Annotated in this window: 24 protein-coding genes and 1 pseudogene; 16 read left to right on the plus strand and 9 right to left on the minus strand. The window is 70.3% G+C overall.

The window, feature by feature from the left end; translation table 11 throughout:
* Nucleotides 1-24: 24 nt before the first annotated feature.
* Entirely contained in the window at nt 25-2,481 is a 2,457-nt protein-coding gene (locus ACIBVN_RS29995) for a pentapeptide repeat-containing protein (RefSeq protein WP_397141997.1), read from the minus strand.
* A gap of 268 nt (nt 2,482-2,749) precedes the next feature.
* Between ACIBVN_RS29995 and ACIBVN_RS30000 the strand changes: the two genes are divergently transcribed.
* Nucleotides 2,750-3,307 carry a hypothetical protein gene (locus ACIBVN_RS30000; protein ID WP_397141999.1) on the plus strand — a complete coding sequence of 186 codons (558 nt, stop codon included), beginning with the start codon at nt 2,750-2,752 and terminating at the stop codon, nt 3,305-3,307.
* Nucleotides 3,308-3,424: 117 nt separating this feature from the next.
* On the opposite strand, the gene ACIBVN_RS30005 is transcribed toward ACIBVN_RS30000, so the two are convergent.
* The gene (locus tag ACIBVN_RS30005; protein WP_397142001.1) at nt 3,425-3,817 is read right to left on the minus strand and encodes a MerR family transcriptional regulator; all 393 of its coding nucleotides are present in this window, start codon (nt 3,815-3,817) and stop codon (nt 3,425-3,427) included.
* 53 nt (nt 3,818-3,870) lie between these two features.
* Between ACIBVN_RS30005 and ACIBVN_RS30010 the strand changes: the two genes are divergently transcribed.
* Nucleotides 3,871-5,061: an MFS transporter gene (locus ACIBVN_RS30010; RefSeq protein WP_397142003.1), complete on the plus strand. Its 1,191-nt coding sequence runs from the start codon at nt 3,871-3,873 to the stop codon at nt 5,059-5,061.
* Between the two features lie 34 nt (nt 5,062-5,095).
* Here ACIBVN_RS30010 and ACIBVN_RS30015 read toward each other — a convergent pair whose 3' ends face one another.
* Entirely contained in the window at nt 5,096-5,425 is a 330-nt protein-coding gene (locus ACIBVN_RS30015) for a hypothetical protein (RefSeq protein ID WP_397142005.1), read from the minus strand.
* 152 nt (nt 5,426-5,577) lie between these two features.
* Between ACIBVN_RS30015 and ACIBVN_RS30020 the strand changes: the two genes are divergently transcribed.
* Genes ACIBVN_RS30020 through ACIBVN_RS30035 form a run of 4 tightly spaced genes read left to right on the plus strand, consistent with a single transcriptional unit; the run spans nt 5,578 to nt 7,914 of the window.
* Entirely contained in the window at nt 5,578-5,970 is a 393-nt protein-coding gene (locus ACIBVN_RS30020; protein WP_397142007.1) for a GntR family transcriptional regulator, read from the plus strand.
* Nucleotides 5,967-6,929 (plus strand): ABC transporter ATP-binding protein, encoded by a 963-nt coding sequence (locus tag ACIBVN_RS30025; protein WP_397142009.1) that lies wholly within the window; start codon nt 5,967-5,969, stop codon nt 6,927-6,929. Before ACIBVN_RS30020 ends, ACIBVN_RS30025 begins: the two co-directional genes overlap by 4 nt.
* A gap of 20 nt (nt 6,930-6,949) precedes the next feature.
* Complete coding sequence (locus ACIBVN_RS30030; protein WP_397142011.1) at nt 6,950-7,417, plus strand: hypothetical protein; 468 nt, start codon at nt 6,950-6,952, stop codon at nt 7,415-7,417.
* Nucleotides 7,414-7,914 (plus strand): hypothetical protein, encoded by a 501-nt coding sequence (locus ACIBVN_RS30035; RefSeq protein WP_397142013.1) that lies wholly within the window; start codon nt 7,414-7,416, stop codon nt 7,912-7,914. Before ACIBVN_RS30030 ends, ACIBVN_RS30035 begins: the two co-directional genes overlap by 4 nt.
* Before the next feature lie 240 nt (nt 7,915-8,154).
* Here ACIBVN_RS30035 and ACIBVN_RS30040 read toward each other — a convergent pair whose 3' ends face one another.
* Nucleotides 8,155-8,469, minus strand: a complete 315-nt coding sequence (locus ACIBVN_RS30040) for a winged helix-turn-helix transcriptional regulator (RefSeq protein WP_397142015.1) — start codon at nt 8,467-8,469, stop codon at nt 8,155-8,157.
* Nucleotides 8,470-8,555: 86 nt separating this feature from the next.
* Between ACIBVN_RS30040 and ACIBVN_RS30045 the strand changes: the two genes are divergently transcribed.
* Together ACIBVN_RS30045 and ACIBVN_RS30050 are read left to right on the plus strand one after the other, a co-directional pair.
* Entirely contained in the window at nt 8,556-9,446 is an 891-nt protein-coding gene (locus ACIBVN_RS30045; protein ID WP_397142017.1) for an NAD(P)-dependent oxidoreductase, read from the plus strand.
* A gap of 23 nt (nt 9,447-9,469) precedes the next feature.
* Nucleotides 9,470-10,099: an IS5 family transposase gene (locus ACIBVN_RS30050; protein WP_397142019.1), complete on the plus strand. Its 630-nt coding sequence runs from the start codon at nt 9,470-9,472 to the stop codon at nt 10,097-10,099.
* A 22-nt stretch (nt 10,100-10,121) separates the two neighbouring features.
* Here the strand turns inward: ACIBVN_RS30050 and ACIBVN_RS30055 are convergent, their stop codons facing one another.
* On the minus strand, nt 10,122-11,645 hold the full coding sequence (locus ACIBVN_RS30055) for an LLM class flavin-dependent oxidoreductase (protein WP_397142021.1): 1,524 nt from the start codon (nt 11,643-11,645) through the stop codon (nt 10,122-10,124).
* 102 nt (nt 11,646-11,747) lie between these two features.
* Here ACIBVN_RS30055 and ACIBVN_RS30060 point away from each other — a divergent pair, with 102 nt between their 5' ends.
* A complete protein-coding gene (locus ACIBVN_RS30060) occupies nt 11,748-12,197 on the plus strand; it encodes a MarR family winged helix-turn-helix transcriptional regulator (protein WP_397142023.1) in 450 nt (149 codons plus the stop codon).
* A gap of 116 nt (nt 12,198-12,313) precedes the next feature.
* On the opposite strand, the gene ACIBVN_RS30065 is transcribed toward ACIBVN_RS30060, so the two are convergent.
* On the minus strand, nt 12,314-13,006 hold the full coding sequence (locus ACIBVN_RS30065; RefSeq protein ID WP_397142025.1) for a GntR family transcriptional regulator: 693 nt from the start codon (nt 13,004-13,006) through the stop codon (nt 12,314-12,316).
* 20 nt (nt 13,007-13,026) lie between these two features.
* On the opposite strand from ACIBVN_RS30065, the gene ACIBVN_RS30070 reads away from it, so the two are divergent.
* Both ACIBVN_RS30070 and ACIBVN_RS30075 read left to right on the plus strand, forming a co-directional pair.
* Nucleotides 13,027-13,644, plus strand: coding sequence for a hypothetical protein (locus ACIBVN_RS30070; RefSeq protein WP_397142027.1), 618 nt, complete (start codon nt 13,027-13,029; stop codon nt 13,642-13,644).
* Between the two features lie 215 nt (nt 13,645-13,859).
* On the plus strand, nt 13,860-15,605 hold the full coding sequence (locus tag ACIBVN_RS30075) for a serine/threonine protein kinase (RefSeq protein ID WP_397142067.1): 1,746 nt from the start codon (nt 13,860-13,862) through the stop codon (nt 15,603-15,605).
* A gap of 432 nt (nt 15,606-16,037) precedes the next feature.
* Here the strand turns inward: ACIBVN_RS30075 and ACIBVN_RS30080 are convergent, their stop codons facing one another.
* Nucleotides 16,038-16,916: an alpha/beta fold hydrolase gene (locus tag ACIBVN_RS30080; protein WP_397142029.1), complete on the minus strand. Its 879-nt coding sequence runs from the start codon at nt 16,914-16,916 to the stop codon at nt 16,038-16,040.
* 163 nt (nt 16,917-17,079) lie between these two features.
* Between ACIBVN_RS30080 and ACIBVN_RS30085 the strand changes: the two genes are divergently transcribed.
* The 4 genes and pseudogenes from ACIBVN_RS30085 to ACIBVN_RS30100 all read left to right on the plus strand — a co-directional run.
* Complete coding sequence (locus ACIBVN_RS30085) at nt 17,080-18,048, plus strand: small ribosomal subunit Rsm22 family protein (protein ID WP_397142031.1); 969 nt, start codon at nt 17,080-17,082, stop codon at nt 18,046-18,048.
* 59 nt (nt 18,049-18,107) lie between these two features.
* Nucleotides 18,108-18,884: a polyprenyl diphosphate synthase gene (uppS, locus tag ACIBVN_RS30090; protein ID WP_397142033.1), complete on the plus strand. Its 777-nt coding sequence runs from the start codon at nt 18,108-18,110 to the stop codon at nt 18,882-18,884.
* 1 nt (nt 18,885) lies between these two features.
* Nucleotides 18,886-19,638: a GNAT family N-acetyltransferase gene (locus ACIBVN_RS30095; RefSeq protein ID WP_397142035.1), complete on the plus strand. Its 753-nt coding sequence runs from the start codon at nt 18,886-18,888 to the stop codon at nt 19,636-19,638.
* Between the two features lie 74 nt (nt 19,639-19,712).
* Nucleotides 19,713-20,489 (plus strand): annotated as a pseudogene (locus ACIBVN_RS30100) (pentapeptide repeat-containing protein); the annotation flags it as partial.
* Nucleotides 20,490-20,720: 231 nt separating this feature from the next.
* Here ACIBVN_RS30100 and ACIBVN_RS30105 read toward each other — a convergent pair.
* Nucleotides 20,721-21,224 carry a MarR family winged helix-turn-helix transcriptional regulator gene (locus ACIBVN_RS30105; RefSeq protein ID WP_397142037.1) on the minus strand — a complete coding sequence of 168 codons (504 nt, stop codon included), beginning with the start codon at nt 21,222-21,224 and terminating at the stop codon, nt 20,721-20,723.
* 76 nt (nt 21,225-21,300) lie between these two features.
* Between ACIBVN_RS30105 and ACIBVN_RS30110 the strand changes: the two genes are divergently transcribed.
* Nucleotides 21,301-22,200: an EamA family transporter gene (locus ACIBVN_RS30110; RefSeq protein WP_397142039.1), complete on the plus strand. Its 900-nt coding sequence runs from the start codon at nt 21,301-21,303 to the stop codon at nt 22,198-22,200.
* A 30-nt stretch (nt 22,201-22,230) separates the two neighbouring features.
* On the opposite strand, the gene clpX is transcribed toward ACIBVN_RS30110, so the two are convergent.
* Complete coding sequence (clpX, locus tag ACIBVN_RS30115) at nt 22,231-23,469, minus strand: ATP-dependent Clp protease ATP-binding subunit ClpX (RefSeq protein WP_397142041.1); 1,239 nt, start codon at nt 23,467-23,469, stop codon at nt 22,231-22,233.

The raw sequence follows: 23,469 nt of genomic DNA on the forward strand, positions 1-23,469 counted from the left end.
CGATCCTGCCGTCACCAGGCGGTGCTACGGCATGTCGGTGATCGCACCGTCCAGGCTGGAGCGCTTGAGATCCAGCGTGCTCAGGTCGCATCCGCGCAGGTCGACGCCGGCCAGGTCACACTCACGGAACGAAGTGTGGTCGAGGATCGCACCGGTGAAGACCGCGCCGGTCAAGGTCGCCGGCTGGATCATCGCACTGCCCAGCCGAGTGAAGGCGATGGTCGCGTTGACCAACTCGCTGTAGCCGAACCCCGCCCGGGTAAGGTCGACGCCGGCCAGATTGGCACCGGTCAAGTCGGCACCGGAAAAGATGGCGCCGCGTGCGGAGACTCGCGACAGATCCGCGCCGGCGAGGTTGGCACCCGCGAGGACCATCTTGTCGAGGTCCAATCCGTGCAGATCGGCGCCGGAAAGATCGAGTTCCTCCTCCGCGTTGTCTGCGCGCCACTGATTGAAGGCGAACGGCCCCTGCCTCAGGATCCCGATAACCTTCGCCGTTCCCGTTCCCGTTCCCGTTGCGGTTGCCGTTGCCATGCCGACCTCTCCGTCGAGAGGCCCCACCCGCTCAGGACCGTCGGTGGTGCAGGCGACGTGCGCGTCGAGGGCGGCGACGCCCTCCCTCGCGATGGCGAGTTCTGCGGCGAGTTTCTCATCGTACGGATACATCTCCGCCATCGCCTCCGTCATCGCGAGGCGTGTGCTCAGCAGTTTCAGCGCGTTGTCCCGATCGCCGTCGCTCTTGGCCAGGTCGGCGAGGCGTTGGAAGGCCAGGCCGGCCTCCAGGGCCGTTTCCGGGCTCGTATTCGCCTGGAAGAGCCGGGTACGGATCGCAGAGCACTCGGCCCAGGTCTCGTATTGCTTGTCCTTGTGCTCCGGCAGGTCGAGCGCGCGGTACACCTCGCCGAGGTGCTGCAACGAGTTGGCGAGCCGCTGGTCTGCTTCGACAAAGGTCGGGTGCTCGGCCGCGAGCTCGTGGTAGATGTCCACGGCGACCGTGAGCACGGCCTCGGCCGCCACCAGCTGGCCGTCGGCGAACCGGGCCTGGCCGCAGGTGTCGTGCGCGGCGCCGAGGCAGAACCTGGCCTCGTCGCGCTGCGGATGGATGGCGGCCCACTCCTTGACGGCGGACAGCGATCGTTCGGCCACCTGTCGTGCGGCGCGCGGGAAGTTGTGCCGGATCAACATGGCGACCAGCTGGTCGCGGATGGGACGGTGGTGGCCGTTGCCTGCCGGCACGTGCGGCGCGATCTCTCCCAGGAGCGCCATCCCCGCGTACTCGAATTCTGTCTCCAGGCTCTCGATGACGGCGAGGACGAAGTGCGTCAGGTCGCCCATCCCCTGGACTGCTAACAGGTGCCGGCAGACCGCGACGTAGTCGTCGAACGTGCCGTCGTCATGTGTCCGGCTGTAGTGCATGTTCATGGCGCGTTCGTGACGGTCGGCGATCGCCGGGCCTTGGTGCGGCGCCAGCATCTCCGCGATCCAGCGGTCGGCGAAGTAGACGGCGTCCCCGTCCCACCCCTCCCACACGTTGAGCAGTCCGAGCTCGGCGAGCCGGGTTGCGGTGGCCTCCATGCTTTTGAGCGCCGCCCGCTTGGGCTTCGGGCGCTGCCTGCGGTCCGGATCGCGGGTGTCGCAGGCGACGGCCAGGTCGTATGCGGTGACGGGGACGGTGGAGATCGCGGCCTGGAGCAGGGTCTCTCGCTGTTGCCCTGTCAGCTCGGCCATGATGAGGTCGAGCGGTACGGCCCCCGGTGTCACGGCCGCGAGCCGCGCCCCCACACCATCGGGGTTCGCGGACAGCCAGGCGTCGACCAGTTGCAGGGACCGTGGATGCGCCGCGGTCGAGCGGACCACTCGCTCGCGGGTGGCCGGATCCACTGTGGACAGGAAAGGCAGTCCGGCTGCCAGCTCGGTACCCGCGGCGAGGTCCAAAGGGTCGAGCCGCAAGACACCGAGCCGGTTGTCCGTGGTCGACGGCGGCAGCGGTGTCCTGCTGGTCACCAGCACCCGGCCCCGATCGGCGGCCTGGCACAGTCGGTCGAACGCCTCGCCGAAGCCGGGATCCAGGTAGCCCGTGCCGTCGAGGTTCTGGCTCAGGTCGTCGAAGAGCAGGACAAGGGGAAAGCTCTCCAGGAGCCGGCAGGTCGTGTCGAACATGGCATCGTCCGACGGAGCCAGGCCGAGGGTCCCCATCATGCGCGCTTGTTCCGGGGAGAGCTCCTCTCCCCAACCTAAGAAGGCCTCTGTGACACCTCGGAACAGCGTTTTCGGAGACCATCTGCCCACCACGGCGGCTACTCCCCAGCCCTCGGCCTGAAGCCGCCCGAGCACCTGGCGAGCCAGGGCGCTCTTGCCCACCCCCGCCCCGCCGGTGATCACAAGCCCGGCCGGACCTGCGGCCAGCATGGTCAGCGCGGCCCGCACATCCGGCTCTCTGACGAGGCCAGGCGATCCGAGCCGTCGCACCTCCGGGCTCATGTTCGCTTCCACATTCACAACCGTCCTCCAGCAGGCACGACGAATTTGACACCGATCAAGCCCCGAATTCGGGTGAGCCTACTTGATCGTCAGCGATCTCTGAGGCGATCGCTGAAATGAGCCAGTTGAGGGGCTGAGGCCGCTTGCCGGTGAGGAGGAGGCACAGCTCGGGCAGGAACTCGGCGCGGCCGTCTACCGTCGCCGGGGTCGAGGTGGGCCTGTCTCAGACGGAACTGGCCGAGCGGCTGTTACGCGTGCAGGACAACCGGTGCTGCCCAGCAGAACGCCCATCGGCGGCCTGTTGGGCATCGGCTTCGCCGTCCATCCAGAGAGCAGGCGCGATCTGGTCATGGTCGTCTCCTACGGCGGCCACGGGCTCTTCGACGCGGTCACCGGCGAGAAGATCGCCCGGGATCGTGATCCCGACCCCGACACCAGCACACCCGACGCCTCCCCGGACCTCACGTGCCCCGGTCTCGGGCCAATCGCAGGCACCCAGGTGCACATTGCCGGCCTCTTCGGTGGCGGCCTCCACAGCACCACCCCGGACGGCTTGGCCCTCGATGTCGTCAGCCCCGAATGGCCCAACGACCGCGTCCTGCTTTCCGCGGGCGGCGACAAATACAAGGACCCACCGGGAGAAGGCTGGTGGCACCTCTTCCACTCCAACTACTCCACATTCCGCGCCGCCGGATTCTCGCCCTCGGGCCGTACCCTCGCAGTCGCCACCAGTAGCGACCTCACCCTCTGGACTCGGCCCTGGCCTCACTCGATCGTCCTCGGCGCCAGGCTCCCGCCAACAACGGCTGGGAACCGCCACCTATAGATGGAGGTCACAGACGAGCGAGCTCCCACAACCTCACGGTGACAAGAAGCCTGCCTTTGCGAGAACTATCGTGCCTTGGCTCAACAACGCCGCTCCACCGACGAACGGGACGGACACCTATGTTCCGGAATCTACGCTGTAAAGGCCAGCGGATCGTACCGCGGCGAGGTACGCGTGGATGGCGTCGCGGTTGCGGGAGAGGCAGTCGATGCGTTGCTGGATGCGACTCGCCTCCGCCTCCAGGAGCTCGGCCAGCTCCGGCGTCAGGCACTGCGGGTGCAGGTGGATCTCGTCGGGCTCGTTGAGGAACGGGAGGATCCGCCGGATGATCTCCGTGGTCAGGCCGGAGTCGAGCAGCCCGCGGATCTGCTGGACGCGGTACACCGCCGACTCGGGATACCGGCGATAGCCGTTGTCGGCGCGGCCGGGGTGCAGGAGGTCCTGCTCCTCGTAGTAGCGGAGCATGCGGGTGGGCACGCCCGTGCGCCGCGACAGTTCCCCGATCTTCATGGCGGCCTCCCGGCTTGCATTCACATTGATGTGAAGGTTTCAGCATATTCGGCATGTCTGGTGCGACGATCACCGGCGCGGTCCGCGTCGGGCGGATGCCATGGTCAGGGCTGCTGGCGCTGTTCTCGGCGGCGTTCACAGCGGTGATGACCGAGCTGCTGCCCGCGGGGCTGCTGCCGCGGATGGCGCAGGCGCTGGAGGTGCCTGAAGGGCGGGCCGGGTTCCTGGTGACGGCGTACGCGGTGGCGTCCACCCTGTCGGCGATCCCGGTGACGGCGCTGCTGCGCGGGCTGCCGCGGCGGCCCATACTGGTTTCCGCTTTGGCGGGGTTCGCCCTGTTCAACGCGGTGACCGGGGTCTCGTCGTCTTACGCGGTGACGTTCGGGGCGCGGGTGCTGGCCGGGGTCATGGGCGGGGTCCTGTGGGCGATGCTGGTCGGCTACGCGGCGCGGATGGTGCCGGTCGAGCGGCGGGGGCGGGCGATCGCCATCGTCTCGGCGGGGATCACGGTGGCGTTGTGCGCCGGGATTCCGGCCGGTGCGGCGCTGGCGTCGGCCTTCGGGTGGCGTGCGGCCTTCCTGGGCCTGTCCGTTGTGGCGGTCGTGCTGGTGGGGTGGGTGCTGCGGAAGGTGCCGGGCTTCCCCGGCGAGGCGGCCGCCGCCCGGGTGCCGCTGCGGCGGGTGGCGGTCCTTCCTGGAGTCCGGACGATCCTCGGAGTGACGGCGCTGGTGCTCGTGGGGCATCAAGCGATGTACACGTACCTGGTGCCGTTCGTGGCCTTCGCCGGTTTCGGCGGGACGAGTCTCGTGCTGCTCGTGTTCGGGGCCGGGACCGTGGTGGGGATCTGGATCACCGGGGCCGTGATCGATCGGTTCGCGCGGGTGACGCTCCTGGCCGTGCTGGGTGTGGTCGCGGGGGCCATGGCGGCGCTGGCCCTCTCCGGAGGGCTGGGCTGGGCGTTGCTCGCGGCCGTGGGGCTGTGGGGGGCGGCCTTCGGGGGCGTGCCCACGTTGCTGCAGACGGCGCTGGTGGACGCCTCGGGCGCGGGGAACGCGGATGTGGCGACGTCCATGCAGACCACCGTGTACAACGCGGGCATCGCGGCCGGGTCGCTGGCCGGCGGGGTGGTGCTGGAGGGCGCGGGGGCGGGTGCGCTGCCGTGGACCTCGCTTCCGCTGGTGGCGGCGGCCCTGGCGATCGTGGTCGCGGCGCGCCGCCACGCGTTCCCCGCCCGCCGATCTTAGTGTTCCGCAGGCCGTCTGAAGAGGGGCCGACAGCTCAGGAAGCCGCCGCCTCGTGGTCCTGCTCGAGAGCGACGCCCTCTAGCATGGCCGACCGCGTCACGAGCCGGGGCAGTTCAGGACCTCCTTGCCGGCGATCGGGAGAGGCCTGTGCGCACGCCTGGCCCGCAGCCGGCATCGCGGCCAGTGCCGAGACCGCGTTCTCGTAGATCTGCTCACCCTCGTACTTGTCCATCAGGTCGGCAACGCGGGACGGGGCCTCCCCGCGCGCCTTGTCCCACTCAGCGCCGACCAGACGGTTCGCCTCGGCTCCAAGGTCATTCCCGGGCCACGGGGACACCAGTTCCACGGCGTGCTGAAGCGCCATCTGGGCGCCCACGGCGACGCACGCGGCGATCGAACGGACGGACTTGGCTCTAGGAAATGGCGACGACCCGCGCGAGAGGCCAGGAGGCCGAGTTGACGAAGATCGCGGACCTTAATACCCTTTTACTAATCTAATAGGAAAAGGGTACTGCGGTGATCAAGCTTCGCCTCGACCCAAGCTCTGGTGTGGCGACATATCTGCAACTGGTGCATCAGGTCAAACACGCCTTGCGGCTCGGTGTGCTCATGCCGGGCGATCGGCTGCCGACGATCAAAGAGGTCGTCAGCGACCTCGCGATCAACCCGAACACCGTGGCCAAGGCCTACCGCGAACTGGAACACGAGGGCCTCGTCGTCGGCCGGCCCGGGTTGGGCACGTTTGTGCGGCGGTCCCTGGGTGGCGGATCCACGGCCGATCACACCCGGCTCCGCCGCGACCTCGCCCAGTGGGTGCGCGGCTGCCGTGAAGCGGGGCTCGACCAAGGAGATATGGAGGCGCTGTTTGCCTCGGTGCTCGCCGACTCCGTCCAGGAGGGAATCGCATGACAGCGGATCGGACAGTGAGGATGTTCGGCGGCGGAGCCGGTGAGCTCACCGCCCCCGCAAAGAGCCCGACCGCTCTGGAGGCCATGAGGCTCGCCAAGCGGTATCGGGGCACATGGGCGTTGCGTGACTGCACTGTGTCCGTCCCCGCCGGCCGGGTCATCGCACTCGTCGGACCAAATGGCGCGGGCAAATCCACGTTCCTGCATCTGGTCGCCGGCCTGATCGCCCCCACCCGTGGCAGCGTGCGTGTCTTCGGCGAACCGGTCGGGCAAAGGGCGGCAGCCCTCGCGCGAGTGGCGTTCCTGGCCCAGGACAAACCCCTCTACGACGGCTTCACCGTCGCTGAGATGCTCCGCTTCGGACACCATCTCAATCCGGGGTGGGACGACGCCCTCGCCCGGCAGCGGCTGGCGGAACTGGACATCCCGTTGAACCGCAAGGTCGGCAAGCTTTCCGGAGGTCAGCAGGCACAGGTCGCGCTGACCATCGCCGTGGCCAAGCGACCGGATCTGCTGGTCATGGACGAGCCGCTGGCCAACCTCGACCCAGTGGCTCGGCACGATGTCATGCGCTCCCTGATGGCGGCGGTGGCCGAGACGCAGATGACCGTTGTGCTGTCCTCCCACGTGGTGTCCGACTTGACCAACGCCTGCGACTGGCTGGTGGTGCTCAACCGCGGCGAGGTCCAGATCAGCGGCGAGGTCGACGAGTTGCTCGCCGCCCACCGGATGCTGTCCGGTCCGACTGAGCTCGCCGACGGGATGGCGGCCCGGATGCCGGTGATCAGCGACAGCCGCAGGGAACGGCAGGCCGACCTGCTGGTCCGCACCGGTCCGGGAACGCCGTTGCACGACCCGCGATGGAGAGCATCCGGCGTGAGCCTGGAGGAGTTGGTGCTGGCCTACCTGCGCCGCCCCGACACCACGGCGCTGCCTCGTCCGACCCTGACCACTACCTGATCGCTAAGGAGACATGGAAGTTGTTGTGGCTTACCTGGCGGCAGCACCGCATGCAGGTGCTCCTCACCACGGCGCTGCTGGCCGTCCTCGGCGTGGTTCTGCTCATCAGCGCTCTGGGCGCGGCCAAGTTCGCCGCCCAGAACGCTCCGGCCGCCGACTGCGTGGCGGACACGCCCGCGTGCAGCGCTTATCTCGCGGAGATGAACGACCGCATGCGGTCGGTGGGTGAACTCCTCAGCTGGTTGCCGCTGCTGGCCCCGGCGATGATCGGCGCTTTCTGGGGTGCTCCGCTGCTGGCCCGGGAGTTCGAGCAGGGCACGCACCAGCTGACCTGGACCCAGTCGGTGACGCGGCGGCGCTGGTTGGCGGCCAAGATCGTCGGGCTCGGTGCCGCGGTCACGCTCGGCGGGCTGGTGCTGGCCGGCATCGTGGAGCCGTGGCTGGCCGCCTTCGACGTCCCCCCTACAACGTTGACCGCTTCGACATGAGTTGGTTCCGCGTTGTCGGCATCATGCCGGCGGCGTGGTGGCTGGCCGCGTTCGTGCTCGGCATGGCCACGGGCGCACTGTTCCGGCGGACCCTGCCGGCGATGGCGGTGACCCTGGCGGTGTGCGCGTCAGCATTCTTCGGACTCCTCAGGGCGCCAGCCTTCTACGCGACACCAGAGCGAGTCGTGCAGGCCACGGTCATGGACGAGCCCGAACCGGATGACTCCCTGCACGTGACGAGCTACTGGATCGACGGAAGCGGCGCGAAGTACACCGCTCAGGACAGAGAGCTCGCGCTCGCCGGCCCCTGCGGGACGGACGAGACGACCAAGAAGTACGCCAAGTGCTCCTTCAGCCACGGCTATCGACAGGTGGCCGAGTTTCACCCCGCGGACAGGTTCTGGCAGTTCCAATGGACCGAGGCGGGAATCCTGCTCATCCCCGCTCTCTCGTTGGGCGGCCTCGCCGTCCGGCGCACCCTTCGGCCCCGCATCTGAAACCAGTTATCGCCTCATCACGGTGACGGGAGGGCCTGGCGCAGGACCGTCACCGCCTCCTGCGAGGCGTCCAGTAGAGGGCGAGCAGTGGATCATGCAGGACCGAGAGCAACGAGTTCGTGTGGCGGCGGTAGCCACTTTTTTGTGGGTACTTGTCGACCGGGCCGGCGCGGCCTGAAGCTTGGTCGTGCGGGCCGAAGGGCCCGCACATCCAGATGAGATGGGGAGGTTGGCGGTGTCTCAGGAAGCTGCTTCGGACGACTCGGCCAGCTTCTCCAGGCGGCGATGGCCCCAATCGGAAAGCGGTGCCAGCGCTTCGGAGAGTTCACGGCCGAACGAGGTCAGCGAGTACACGGTCTTCAGCGGCCGTACGTCGTGCACCTCCCGGTGGACCAGCCCGTCGGTCTCCATCTCCCGCAGCGTCTGAGTCAGCACCTTCTCGGTGAGGCCCGGCAGCCGTCGGCGTAGCTCGCCGGGGCGGTGCGGACCGGATTCCAGAAGCCAGAGCAATATCGTCTTCCACTTGCCGTCGATCACGGCGATCGCGGCGGTCACTCCGCACACGTTCGGGTCCTGGGCGCGGCTGCGCGTCATCGTCATCCCCATTCATCACCGTTTACTAATTGTCGAGGAGTTGAGGCATGACCTCGCACACTGAACAGTCTGCCGTCACCGTGCTCGGCCTGGGGCCGATGGGCCGGGCCCTGGCCGGCGCCTTCTTGGATGCCGGCCTGCGGACCACGGTCTGGAACCGGACGCCGGGAAGGGATCGGGAGTTGGTCCAGCGGGGCGCTGTCGGCGCTTCATCGCCCGAGGAGGCGGTCAGTGCGAGCAGGTTGACCGTGGTCTGCGTGGTGAACTACGACGCGGTTGACGGCATTGTGCGGCGCGGTGCGGTCACCGACGCGCTCAAGGGGCGCACGGCCGTGAACCTGACCGCTGACACCCCCGAGCGGGCCCGGGGCACTGCGGCCTGGGCGGCCGAGCATGGCATCGGGTACCTGGACGGTGCGATCATGACTCCAACCACGACCATCGGAACGTCGGCCGCGGTGTTCCTCCACAGTGGCCCCAAGGAGATCTACCGGGAGCACCGGCCGGTGCTGGACGCTCTGGGTGGCACCCACACCCACCTTGGTGAGGAAGTCGGCCGGGCGGCTGCCTACGACATCGCATTGCTCGACATCTTCTGGACCGCGATGGCTGGTTATGCGCACGCCTTGGCCGTGGCGAGGGCAGAAGGCATCACCACGCGGGAGCTGGCACCGTTCGCCAAGGGCATCGGCGCGATCCTTCCACCGATCTTCGAGCAGGCCGCGGAGGAAGTGGACAGTGGGCGGTTTTCCGGCGAGGGCAATCCGATCACCTCGGCGGTGTCGTCCATGGCCCATATCGTCCACACCTCCGAGGCACATGGCATCGACGCGGGCGTGATGCGTGCGGCCGAAGGCTTGGCGCGCCGCGCCATCGGGCGTGGCCACGGCGCCGACGGATTCCTCCGGATCACCGAGATCATGAACCCCGCTGAGTAAGGCATTCTGCCGCCGACTTCCCGGTGCCCTGGCGCACCGTCCACGCAACCTTCACCCGCTGGTGGCGGGACGGCGATCTCTACGCCCTCCACAATGACCTGCGCCAACAGGTCCGGACAGCCGACCGGTGCGAGCCGGAGCCCAGCGCGGGGATCATCGATTCGCAGTCGCTGCGGACCGCCGAGACCGTCGCCGCCACCTCGCGCGGATACGACGCGGCCAAGGAGGGGAAGGGCCGCAAGCGGCACGTCATCGTGGCCACCCTGGGCCTGCTGCTGGCCGTCATCGTCACCGCCGCCGGCATCCAAGACCGCGACGGCGCCGGGCCCGCACTGGAGCGTCTGCGTGACTGGTACGAGCGGATCACGCCGATCCGGGCCGACGGCGCCTACGCCGGCAAGCTCGTGACCTGGGCCAAAAAGCACGTCCGGCTCACTCTGGAGATCGTCAAGTGCACTGACGACGTCAGCGGCTTCGTGGTCCAGCCCCGTAGATGGGTGGTGGAGAGGACGCTGTCGTGGATCTCCCGGCGCGGACGGTGCGTGCGGGACTATGAGCGGTTATCCGAGCACCGCGAGGCCATGGTCTTGTGGGCGATGATCATCCCCATGGGACGACGACTCGCACGATCCGCATCTCCCCAATCGACCTGACGATCAGTTTGTACCCGGGCACTTAGAGGCCGTGCCTGGCCAGGGGCTCGACGAGCTCGCGCTCCTCGTACGACAGGTGGGACAGCAGGCTGTCGGTGAGCAGGTCCACCGTGGTACGCAGGTCGGCGAGGCCGGCCGGGTCGCCGACGAAGGCGACGAGGGCGCGGTCGACCCGTTCGATGACCTTGTGGATGGCGTGGTGCTCCTCCTGGAGACGGTCGAGCACGGGGGCGAGGCCGGGCTCGGCACGGCGCAGGTTGGGGAAGACCATGGCGTCCTCGGCGGAGTGGTGCATGGTGACGAGACGGCAGTAGGACTCGCAGTAGGCGCCGAGCGTCCAGTTGTTCTGGCGCATGGTCATGGTGTTGATGTGGGAGCGGGCGGCGCCCGCGTCGATCGTTCCCGCGGCGACCTGGTCGACGAGGTCGCGCAGCCGGGCGAGCTCGCCGCGCAGGTGGTCGTGCACGTCGATGAGGTGCTGGGCGTTGGCCTGCTCCGCGGGGGTGTAGCGCCGCTCGGGGTCGGGGCGGAGGGCGGTGGGGCGGGTGGTCTCGTCCCACACGCGGATCTCGGTGAGTCGTACGCCGTCGTCCGGGGTCGGGGTGGCGGGCAGCGCGGCGCCCTCCGTGGTGTTGTGCGCGGTGCCTGCCGCAGTGCTGGACGCGGTGGACGCGGTGGACGCGGTGGACGTGCGGGGCCGGTCGCGTTCCGCGACGACGAGCTCGCGTACGGCTGGGGCGGTTTCCTGGGCGAAGCGCTGGATCTGGCGCGGATCGTCGACCACGATGTTGAACACGCTGACGCCGTACGTGAGGGCCAGCTCGGCGAGCTGGGTGGCGGGCAACTCCTCGGCGAGGTTGAGCAGGCGGCGGATGTCGCGGGGCGAGCGGCCCGCCTCGGCGGCGGCCTCGTCGATGACGGCGTTGCCTTCGCCGATCTCGCCGATCGACCGGAGGTAGGGGAGGGACGGCAGCCAGCCGTCGGCCAGGCGTCCGGTCAGGCGGAGCATGCGGGGCTTGTACGCGCCCAGCCAGATGCCGACGTCGTGGGCCGGGCGGGGACCTCGCTGGGCGCTGACCTGGTAGTGCTCGCCGTTGTGCCGGATGTCGCCGGGGGCGTCGGTGTCCCAGGCGGCGCGGATGATCGCGATGCCCTCTTCGAGCGCGTCCACGGCCTGGCTGGGGGTGAGGCGGGGGCCGCCCATGGAGGCGATGGCCTCCCTGAACCCGCCGCTGCCCAGCGCGAGCTCGAACCGCCCGCGGCTGAGGATGTCGAGACTGGCCGCGGCCTGGGCCAGCATGGCGGGCGGCCGCAACGGCAGCGGATGCACGTTGCCCGCCAGCCGGATCCGCTCCGTCGCGGCGGCGACGTAGCTGAGCAGGGTCCAGGTGTCGAGGAAGGCGGGCTGGTACGGGTGGTCCTGGAAGGTGACGAGGTCGAGCCCGGAGCGCTCGGCGAGCTGGGAGAGGGCTACGACAGTGTCGGCCTGGTGCGCGGAGGGCACGAAGTTCGCGCCGAAGAGCAGGTCGTGGCCGTAGTCGGGCATGGGTGGCTCCTTGGCCGGGGCCGCTAGTTGGTTGTACGAACAGTTGATGACGAGAACGAAATTAGTTCGTATTATGAACCATTGTCAAGTAGACTCGGTGCCGTGGTCACGACGAAGGAGCCGGTCCTGCGGTTCACCGAAGCGCTCGTACGTCTGGCGCACCTGGTGCAGCAGGTGTTCGGAGAGGTCAGCAGGGAGCACGACCTGACGCCGCAGCAGGCGCAGCTGCTGTGCCTGCTCATCGACGGGCCCGTGGGGATGACGGAGCTGACGCGCGCACTGCACCTGGAGAAGTCGAGCCTGACCGGGCTCGTGGACCGGGCCGAGAAGCGGGGACTGGTGACCCGCACGCGTGACTCACGTGACCGGCGGGCCTGCCGCATCGAGCTGACCCCCGAGGGGGCGCGGATCGGGGTGCTGGCGCACGAAGAGGTCGCGCAGCGGCTGGACGCGTTGGCGGGAGAGCTGCCGGAGGGGCACAGGGAGCTGCTGGCGTCGGCCATCGACGGCATCCTGGCCGCCCACACCCGTCCTCCCGCCCCCGTCCGCTGAGACTGCCGCCCCTGGCTTCGGACAGCAGCACAAAGGCGCTCCGGCTGCCATCAGGAAAGGGTGCCGCACTGGTCACGCGGCCGTCAGCAAGCCGCACAAATGGAGATTTCTTCGCATCAGTGCGCGGCGCTGCGCGGATCGTCCCGGCGCAGGCGGGGCCTGCCCGCCAGGGTGGTCCACAGGTGCGGGGCGACGTCGTCCTCGGGGAGCTGGGCGATCATGTAGCGGACGCACCGTTCGATCTTGACCCGCCACAGGCGGGCCGCCTCGTTCCCGTCGGCGTCGCGCAACGCGTCATAGACGGCGGCGTCCTCGTGGGCGATGGTGTCGCAGGCTTGGCTGTAGTCCATGTCCAGCACGTTGACGAACATGCGCAGACGGGCCGTGAGGCGTTCGAAGGTGCCGGCGGCCTGCGGGAGGTCCGCGGTACGGGCGAGGGCGTCCTGGAAGCGCAGGTCGGCTTCACGGATGCGGGCGTTGTCGCCGTCCCTGGCGGCGGCGCGGACCTCAGCCAGGGCCGCTGAGGCCAGGGCGAGCTGCTCGCGGCCGAACATGGCGACGCGGCGGATGAGAAGCGCGCCGAGGCTGGCGCGCAGGGCGTACAGGTCGAGGACGTCCTTCGCCGTGACGGCGGGGACGGCGGTCGCGCCGCCCGGGAGCAGGTCGAGCATGCCCTCCTCGGCCAGCGCCCGCAGCCCCGCGCGGATGACCCGGCGGGAGAGGCCGAGGCGGACCGCGAGCGGCGCCTCACGTATGCGGTCGCCGGGCCGGCAGCGACCGGCGAGGAGGGCTTCGCGCAGCAGGCCCACGACGGGGTCGATGGGACGTCGTGATCGTCGCGACCGGCGGCACTCCCGCGGCGCCCCGCGTTCCCGGGGCCGGTCTGGTCCATGACACCTGGGACGTGCTCGCCGGGACGCGCCGGCTGCGGGGGCGGGTGCTGGTCTACGACGACCACGGCGGCAACCAGGCGCTCGACGCGGTCGAGGCCCTCGTAGGGGAGGGCGTCACCGTTGAGATCGTCACGCCCGAGCGAACGCTCTCACCCGACGTCGGCGCGCTCACGGCGGCCGGCTACTTCCATTCGCTGGCGGAGAACGGCGTCACGGTCACCGTCCTGCGGCGGCTGCACGGGGTCACCAGGACTCCGGAGGGCCTGGAGGTGGAGCTCGGCGTGGACGGCTTCGCGTTCCGCGAACGCCGCACCTTCGATGCCGTCGTGGCCGAGATGGGCACCGATCCGGTCCAGGAGCTCTATGACGAGCTGCTTGCGTCCTCGACCAACCTGGGGGCCGTCGACTGGGCGGACCTGCTGGCTCGCAGACCCCAGACGGCGGTACGCAACGAGGATGGTTCATTCCAGTTGTTCCGCATCGGGGACGCGGTGGCGAGCCGGAACGTCCATGCCGCGATGCTGGACGCGGCCCGCCTCTGCCGAACGATCTGAAACTCGCCATGGGCTCGGTGCCGGCACCGGCTTCCTGCCCCAGCACCGCCAGCAGCGCCGCCAGGTCCTGCGGATCATCTCCGCCGCTGAAGCCCGCGGCCACCAGCGGACGGATTCGCAGCTTGCGCACCAGGCGGCGGTACTTGTCGTAGCCGCGGTCGGCGAGCATCGCATCTTGCCAGCAAACGCTAAGGTGAGATCTTGTGCACCCGCTCATGCCGGAAGACTTACGTCAGATCGGCCCCTATCGGCTTGTTGGTGTACTGGGGCGGGGCGGCCAGGGAACGGTTTACCTGGGCCAGGGGTCGTCCAACGAGCAGGTCGCGGTCAAGGTGTTACACGCTGGAGCCGCGGCGGATGAGAACGCACGCCGCCGGTTCCTGCGCGAAGCTGAGGCGGCTCGCCAGGTTGCTCCGTTCTGTACTGCGCGGGTGCTGGACACGGGCTTGGTGGGCGGCCAGCCGTACATCGTCAGTGAGCACATCCCAGGACCATCGCTCGACCTGCTGGTCAGGACCGAGGGTCCGCGTTCGGGCAGCGGGCTGGAGCGGCTCGCGGTGGCCACGCTTACCGCGCTGGCGGCCATCCACCGGGCCGGGATAGTCCACCGTGACTTCAAGCCGCACAATGTGATCATGGGTCCGGAAGGGCCCGTGGTGATCGATTTCGGGATCGCCAGGGTGACCGCCCAGACGGCCACGCACAGCGTGGTGGGCACCCCCGCCTACATGGCGCCGGAGCAGTTCGGCGGAGCGCCGATCACCCCGGCGGCCGACCTGTTCAGCTGGGCGACCTCCATGATCTACGCGGCCACCGGGCAGCAGGTCTTCCGTGGAGACACCCTTGCCGTGATCATGCACGCCATTCTGACCCGCGAACCCGACCTGTCGTCCGTGCCGCAGGAACTGCGCCCGGCGCTGGCGGCCTGCCTGGCCAAGGACCCTACGGCCCGGCCGAGCGCCGCCGCCCTACTGCGCCGCCTGACCGGCGACGAGCCTCCCGCCCTCCTCGCTCAGCGGCCCGCGGCGCACGCCACGACGGGCGTGCCGGAGGCCGAGCAGCTCGCCCTCCGGCCGTATCCGTCGACGCAGGAGAACATGCCTCCCGGCGGGGCGGAGCCGCATGGGCCACCTGGATGGGGCGTCCCTCCCCAGCCTCCGCCCAGCGGCGTCGGCCGGTCGAAGAAGATCGGCCTGGCTGTCGGCGCTGGAGCAGTTGCTCTGGTGCTGGCCGTGGTGGGCGTACGGGCCGTGGTCAAGAACGCGGTACGGGGAGCGCTGTCGGGCGGCCAGACCTCCACCTCCCAGCCCACCTCCGCTTACTCCCCCCAGCCGAGCCCTTCTGACACACCTGCGCCGACGCCTTCGCAGACAGCTTCGGAAGAGCCGACCGAGGATCCGTTCAACCCCGCGGACCTCAACAAGGAGAGCACGGACCCGACCCCGATCACGGCCGACGCCCTGCTGCCGCAGTCCTTCACGAGTGCCGAGGGGGTGCGTTTCAGCCGTAAGGCGGCTGGGGTGGAAGACTGCCCGAGTCCGTGGCCCGACGCCAGGGTCAAGTCCGCCCTGCGCAAGGCACGCTGCGACGACATGGCCGTGGGCGCCTATATCAGCTCGGGCGCTCCGAAGGGGCGCATCATGGTGACCGTCTGGGTCGTTCCGCTGAAGGACTCGGGCAGGGCCGGGACCGCGTACTCAAGGCTCAAGAACGTCTACGTGCAGGACTGGGGTATCCGGTGCCCCCGGACGGGTCCAGGATCAACCGGTATCTGCTACACGTCGAACTGGTGGAACGTACAGCTGTACTCGTGGACCGGACAGACCGGCCGATATGTGATCCGTACCCTGGCCGTCTACACGAACCTCACCAGAGACGCCAGCGCGACCAAGTGGCTCAAGGACGCCTCGCGCGCGGCGTTCAAGGAGTCAGGCCCCATGGTCTACCAGGACGGACAGTGATCGGACGGCGTGGGGCCGGAACCTGGTCGGCAGAACTCGTGCTTCAGGTCTTTTCCAGGGCCATGCGGTGGACGCCGGCCTCTGCGGCGAGGGCGGGGACGGTGAGGCTGCCGTTGGAAGATGTGGCCCCGACATTCGGAAGCCGGTCCACGGCCGCCCGGATGCGGGTACACGGGGGTTTGTCGGCGTTGCGGCGCAGACGGTGTTGCCGCAGCCGAGTTGGCAGGCCTACTGCCTGGGTGCTGTCGCGCCCAGTTCGGGCCGCAGAGCGCGTTGTCGTGCTTGAAGGCGCAGATCAAGAATGCGTCGGGATTGTCGTAGAGCACAATGCCGTCCCGGGCGAGGAACTTGGCGGCTTTCTTGGCAAACGTCTTGGGGACGATCCGGCCCTCGAAACGGGGGAACAGCCCAAGATAACCGTCGCAGTGACCCTCAGGGACGGACGCGTTCAGGGGTGAAGGCGTCCGACAGGAACGTCGTCAGGGCCGCGGTCACCTCCTCCGGCCGTTCGAGCGGCGGCAGATGCCCCGTTTCGGGAAGGTCGAGGCGGCGGGCGGTGGGGATGCCCTTCGCCAGAATGCCGGACACCTCCTGGATGCCGGGCACGTCCGACAGGCCGTTGAGCACCAGGGTGGGGACGGCGATCTCGTGCAGTCGGGCGGAGGCGGGCGGGGTGAGCCGGCGTTCCGTGGCCAGGGGGCCGGTCCAGGAGCGTTCGAACACCAGGCGGGCCATCTCCACCGCGGCCTCCCACACCTCGTCGGACAGGTCGTCGCGGCCGCGGTCGGGGCCCGCCGTCTGCCACAGCGTGTGGGCCTTCGCCATCGCGAGTACGTCGGCGGGATCCACGTGGCCGGCCGTCCCGGCGCGGTAGCGGGCCAGGCGGTCGGCGGGCACCGAGCTGTGGACGCGTGCCCGGGCCTGCTCCAGCATCTCCTGCGGCCACTGGTGTCCGGCCAGGCCGGAGCTGATGAGCGCGAGCGCGACGACCCGGGAGGGGGCGGCCAGTGCGGCCTCGGTCGCGTACGCGCCGCCCATCGAGCTGCCCGCCAGCGCCGCCCGCTCGACACCCAGCGCGTCCATGACGGCGAGCAGGTCCTCGTGGTGGCACACCTCGCCCTCGGCGTCGCCGGAGCGGCCGTGGCCCCGCGCGTCGTAGCGGATGACGCGGTAGTGCTCCGACAGGGCCTGGAACTGGTGCTCCCACAGACGCATGTCGGCCCCCGAGCCGTGCACCAGCACCACGGTGCCCGCGGGCGCCGCGAGACCGGCCTCCTCGTACGCGATCTCGACGTCGTCAATGATGATCACGACAGCACGCTACTGCGGGGCGGGACCGGGGGAGGCGGCTGTTCGCCGGGGGCGCAGCCATCAAGCCGGGAGCGCAGCCATCACGGAGAGGCGGCGGCATGGTTGATAATGGCTCAGTCTTCCTTCCGAGGAGCCCTCGCCCAACGAATCGACTGAGGTAGACATGCTCCCCGACGAACTCAGAGCCGCCCTGGACAAGGCCGTGTCCGGCTACTCGCCCCAAGACCTGTCCGACTCCGTCGCGCGCCTCACGGAGAGCTACCGCACGGGCACGAAGGGCGGCGCCCACATCAGGTCCCGGGCCGACATCGCGGCCTACGCCGCCTACCGGATGCCCGCCACCTACGCCGCCGCCGCCACGGCCATGCGCCAGGCCGCCACCCTGACCCCGGGCTTCCGGCCCAGGACCCACCTCGACGTCGGCGGGGGCACCGGAGCGGCGATCTGGGCGGCGGACCAGACCTGGGGCTCCATCGAGCAGGTCACCGTCATCGAACACGACCCGCACATCATCGACCTGGGCAAACGCCTCGCCCGTACGTCCGAGTCGCTCCGCGGGGCCACCTGGCGGCAGGCGTCGGTCCGCCCCGGCCTCGACCGGCCGCAGGCCGACCTGGTGACCATGTCGTACGCGCTGGGCGAGCTGCCCCGGGCCGAGCGCCGGGAGGTCGTCGGCTGGCTGGCCGCGGACGCCGCCATGGTGATCGTCGTCGAGCCCGGCACCCCGGCGGGCTACGCCACCATCGCCGAGGCCAGGGAGGTCCTGGCCGCCCGCGGCCTGACCATCGTCGCGCCCTGCCCCCACGACGGCCGCTGCCCGATCGTGCCGGGACGCGACTGGTGCCACTTCTCGGTCAGGCTCCCCAGGAGCTCACTGCACCGGCGGATCAAGGCGGGCACGCTCAGCTTCGAGGACGAGAAGTTCTCGTACGTGGCAGCTACGACGGCACCGGCGGAGCGGTCCGCCGCCCGGATCCTGCGCCACCCGGTCAAGCGCAAGGGCGTGGTGTCCCTGCGCCTGTGCACCGGTGAGGACGCGGTCAGCGACGTGATCGTGTCCAAACGGCAGGGCGATCTCTACCGCGCCGCCCGGGACGCCGACTGGGGCGACGCCTGGCCGCGTACGGAATGAGACGCCGTCACATTCGCGTCCGGCGGCTTGCGGCCCCTCGGGTGCGCCATCCTTGGAGGATGTGGACGACTGACCTCCTTCATTCCCTCTATGCCAGGCGCCTGCGCCGCCAGGTCACGGGCGGGCCGCTGCCCCGCCACGTCGGCCTGATCATGGACGGCAACCGGCGCTGGGCCAGGCAGCAGGGCCTGCCCAGCCCGAGCATCGGCCACAAGTACGGCGCCGAGCACATCGAGCACGTGCTGTCGTGGTGCGAGGGACTGGGCATCCAGCACGTGACGGTGTTCCTGTGCTCGACGGAGAACCTCGAGCGCCGCGGCGGCGAGGAGGTCGCCTACCTGCTGCAGGTGATCGAGCAGATGGTCGCCGACCGGTTCGACCGGCCCGACGCCCGCTGGCGCGTCCACGTCGCGGGCATGCTCGACATGCTGCCCGACACCACCGCCCGCGCGCTCAAGAGCGCCGTCGAGGCGACCCGCACGTGCGAGACCGGCTTCCACCTCACCCTCGCCATCGGGTACGGCGGCCGCCAGGAGGTCATCGACGCCCTGCGCGAACTGATGTACGAGCGGGCCGAGGCCGGCCAGTCCATGGTGGAGCTGGCCTCGACGTTGAGCGTGGACGACATCGCGCCCCACCTGTACACAGCCGGGCAGCCCGACCCCGACCTGGTCATCCGCACCAGCGGCGAGCAGCGCCTGTCCAACTTCCTGCTCTGGCAGTCCGCCTACTCCGAGCTGTACTTCTGCGAGGCGTACTGGCCCGCCTTCCGCGAGATCGACTTCCTGCGCGCGCTGCGCAGCTTCGCCGCCCGGCAGCGCCGGTTCGGAGGCTGAGATGCTGGAGCTTTTCGACCGGCAGATGCGGCGGGAGGCCCGCCCCGACGGGCCGGGCTCCAGGATCGAGCGGGCTGGGAACGTGGTCCGTCAGGTGGGGCCCGAGCACGGCTGGAACGGCATCCTCTGGTCCGACCTCGACGAGCGGAGCGCGGACGCGGCCATCTCCGAGCAGGTGCGGCACTTCGGGGAGCTGGGCCGGGCGTTCGAATGGAAGCTGTACGGCCACGACCGGCCCGCCGACCTCGACCGGCGCCTCCTGGCGGCCGGTTTCACCCCCGAAGCCGCAGAGACGCTGATGGTGGCCGAGGTCGCGCGCCTGCCGGCGGCGGGGCAACCGCCCGAGGGCGTGCGGCTGGTCCCGGTGACCGGCCCGGACGACGTGGAGCTGGTGGCCGAGGTGCATGAGCGCGCCTTCGGCATGACCCGCGACCGCATCAGGGAACGCCTGCTCGACCAGCTGGCCTCCGGCGACGTCATCGCGGTCCTCGCCATGGCCGGCGACGTGCCCGTCAGCGCGGCCCGCATGGATCTGCACCCGGGGACCCGGTTCGCGAGCCTGTGGGGCGGCGGCACCGTACCGGAATGGCGGGGGCGGGGTGTCTACCGCGCGCTGGTCGCCCACCGGGCCCGCGAGGCGGCCGCGCGCGGCTACGACCACCTCCAGGTGGACGCCTCCAGCCAGAGCCGTCCCATCCTGCTGCGGCTGGGGTTCGAGGCGCTCACCACGACCACGCCGTACGTCCACGAATGAGTACCCTTGACGGGGCCGCACCTTCACGAACGGAGTTCAGCACGTTGCCCGGAACCCACCCCCGCGAGCTCGGCCTGCTGGCCGACTGCGAGAGCTGCTTCGGGCTGTGCTGCGTCGCGCTGCCGTTCTCGGCCTCGGCCGACTTCGCCACCGACAAGGACGCCGGGCAGCCCTGCCGCAACCTGCGCGACGACTTCCGCTGCTCCATCCACTCGCAGCTCAGGGAGCGCGGCTTCCCGGGCTGCACCGTCTTCGACTGCTTCGGGGCGGGGCAGAAGGTCTCCCAGGTCACCTTCGGCGGCACGAGCTGGCGGGAGGCTCCGGGCACGGCCCGGCAGATGTACGTCGTGTTCCCCGTCATGCGGCAGCTGCACGAGCTGCTGTGGTACGTGGCCGAGGCGCTCGCCCTGGAGCCCGCCCGGGCCGTCCACGCCGAGCTGGCGCAGGCCCTCGCCGAGACCGAGCGGCTCACCCGGGAGAGCGCCGACGTGCTGGAGAAGCTGGACGTCGCGCCGCACCGGGCCGAGGTCAACGCCCTGCTGCTGCGTGCGAGCGAGCTGGTCAGGGGCGGGCGCAAGGGCAAGGACCGCAGGGGAGCCGACCTGATCGGGGCCCGGCTGGCGGGCGCCGACCTGCGGGCGGTCAACCTGCGGGGGGCCTATTTGATCGGCGCCGACCTCCGGGGCGCCGATCTGCGGGAGGCCGACCTGATCGGCGCCGACCTCCGGGGCGCGGACCTGTCGGGCGCCGACCTCACCGGCAGCATCTTCCTCACGCAGGCCCAGCTCAACGCCGCCAAGGGCGACGCCGCCACCCGCCTGCCCGCCACTCTCACCCGCCCCGCGCACTGGCCCGCCACCCGCCACGAGGGGGCGTCTCGAGGGACGGGTTCCGGGCGAGGTGCGGGCTCGGCTCGAAACGCCGGTTCTGGGCGCGGTGCGGGTTCGGGGCAGGGTGCGGGTTCTGGGCGCGGCGCCGGGTCTGGCCGGCGCCAGCGCCGCCGCTGACGCCCCCGGCCAAGGTGGCCGCGGCGACGCGGCCGCGCGTGGCCGAGGTGGCTGCGGCGGCGTGGCCGCGTCTGGTCAGGAGGGTGCGGTCGTGTCGCCGAGCGACTCCAGCAGCTCGCGCAGTCCATGCGCGAGCGCGTCCCGGCCCTCCTTCGGCAGGGCCGAGAGCACCCGCTCCTCGGTCGCCAAGTGGTCCGGCAGCACCCCGTCGATCAGGGCGCGTCCCTCGTCGGTGAGCGTCACGTAGACGCCGCGCCCGTCCACGTCGCTGGGCGTGCGGGTCACCAGGCCCCTGGACTCCAGGCGGTCGAGCCGCTGCGTGACCGCCCCCGAGGTGACCATGGACGCGCGCATCAGCTCGGCGGGGGTCAGCCGGTGCGGGGGGTCGCTGCGGCGCAAGGTGGCCAGCACGTCGAAGGACGCCGAATCCAGCCCGTGCGCGGTGAACGTACGGCGCAGCTCGGCGTCGATCAGCCGCGTCACCCGCGACAGCCGCCCGATCACCGCCATCGGGGAGACGTCCAGGTCGGGACGCTGGGCAGCCCATTGCTCAAGGATGAAGTCGACGTGATCAGCCACCACCCCAGACTACAGATGTCTTAGCGGTGAGGTAAATCACGCGGCAAGTAGCTTAGTACTGAGCTACTTTGTCTTAGTGCTAAGAAATCAAACGGGAACCGTCCTGCTGACCGCGCTGACCCCCGCCATATGGGGCACCACGTACCTCGTCACCACCGAGCTGCTGCCGCCCGGCCGCCCCCTGCTGGCCGCCGTGATCCGCGCCCTGCCCGCCGGGCTGCTGCTCGTCGCCGTCACCCGGAGCCTGCCCAAGGGCGTCTGGTGGTGGCGCGCTCTGGTGCTCGGGGCGCTGAACATCGGGGTGTTCTTCGCGCTGCTGTTCGTGGGGGCGTACCGGCTGCCGGGCGGGGTGGCCGCGACCGTGGGGGCCATCCAGCCCATGCTGGTCGCCCTGCTGTCCGCCGGGCTGCTCGGCGAACGCCTGACCCCGCGCACGGTGGTGGCCGCCGTGGCGGGCGTCGCCGGGGTCAGCCTGCTCGTGCTGCGGGCCGACGCCCGGCTGGACGCCGTGGGAGTGGCCGCCGCGCTCGGCGGCGCGGCCGTGATGGCGCTGGGAGTCGTGCTGAGCAAGCGGTGGCAGTCGCCCGCGCCGCTGCTGGCCACCACCGGCTGGCAGCTCGTGGCCGGAGGTCTGCTGCTGCTGCCCGTCGCGCTCCTCGTCGAAGGCGCGCCGCCGGCCACCCTGACCACCGCCAACCTCGCCGGGTACGCCTACCTCACCGTCATCGGATCCGCACTCGCCTACGCGCTGTGGTTCCGTGGGCTGCGGCTGCTGACGGCCACCAAGGTGACCTTCCTGGGCCTGCTCAGCCCGGTGGTCGCGACCGCGCTCGGCTGGCTCGTCCTCGGACAGGAGCTCGCCCCTGCCCAGGTGCTCGGCGCGGTCGTGGTCCTGGCCGCCCTCATCGCGGCCCAGTTCCAGCCCGCCCGCAGGTTGACCGTGACGCCCCGCGTCCTGGTCGGGAAGGAGTCCTGACATGCGCACAAGGCGCTGCCGGCCGGCGCCTCAGGCGGACTTCTCGCGGCGCTCCCCGTCGCGGCGGTCGCGGGGCACCAGGGTCGGGTTGACGTGGTCGAGCACCGTCTCGCGGGTGACCACGACACGCGCCACGTCGTCCCGGCCCGGCACCTCGTACATCACGTTGAGCAGCACCTCTTCGAGGATCGCGCGCACGGCCCTGGCGCCCGTGCGGCGCAGCAGCGCCTGCTCGGCGACGGCGGCCACGGCCCCCTCGTCGAACTCCAGCTCCACCCCGTCGAGCTCGAACAGCCGCCGGTACTGCCTGATCAGCGCGTTGCGCGGCTCGGTGAGCACCCGCATCAGCGCCGCGTGATCCAGCGGCCGCAGGGCCGTCACCACCGGCAGCCTCCCGGCGAGCTCGGGGATCAGCCCGTACGCCACCAGGTCCCGCGGCGTCACCTGGGACAGCAGCTCCCCCTCCGCCGAGTGCGGCCCGGCGCCGAACCCGGCGCGCCTGCGCATGACCCGCCGCCCGATGATCTCCTCGAGGCCCTCGAACGCGCCACCCGCGATGAACAGCACGTTCGTCGTGTCGATCTGCAGGAAGTCCTGGTGCGGATGTTTCCTGCCGCCCTGCGGCGGCACGCTCGCGACCGTGCCCTCCAGGATCTTCAGCAGCGCCTGCTGCACGCCCTCGCCGGAGACGTCGCGGGTGATCGACGGGTTGTCGCCCTTGCGCGCGATCTTGTCGATCTCGTCGATGTAGACGATCCCGGTCTCGGCCCTCGCGATGTCGAAGCCGGCCGCCTGGATGAGCTTGAGCAGCAGGTTCTCGACGTCGTCGCCGACGTACCCGGCCTCGGTGAGCGCGGTGGCGTCGGCGACGGCGAACGGCACGTCCAGCATCCGCGCGAGCGTCTGCACCAGGTGCGTCTTGCCGCTGCCCGTCGGGCCGACCAGCAGTACGTTCGACTTGCCGAGCTCCACCTCGTCCGACGGCGCCCGCAGCCGTTTGCAGTGGTTGTAGACCGCGACCGCGAGGGCCCGCTTCGCCTCCTCCTGGCCGACCACGTACTGGTCGAGGAACGCGTGGATCTCCCGTGGCCTGGGCGGCTCGGGGCGGGACTCCGCGCGCTCGTCCTCGGCCACCATCTCGGTGCAGAGCACCACGCATTCGTCGCAGATGTAGACCGAAGGCGGGCCCGCGATGAGCTTGCGCACGTCCTGCTGGCCCTTCCCGCAGAACGAGCAGCGCAGCCCGCCGCTCTTGCCGGTGCGCGCCAT

The organism is Nonomuraea sp. NPDC049400 (genome assembly GCF_044466425.1).
Classification (GTDB): domain Bacteria; phylum Actinomycetota; class Actinomycetes; order Streptosporangiales; family Streptosporangiaceae; genus Nonomuraea.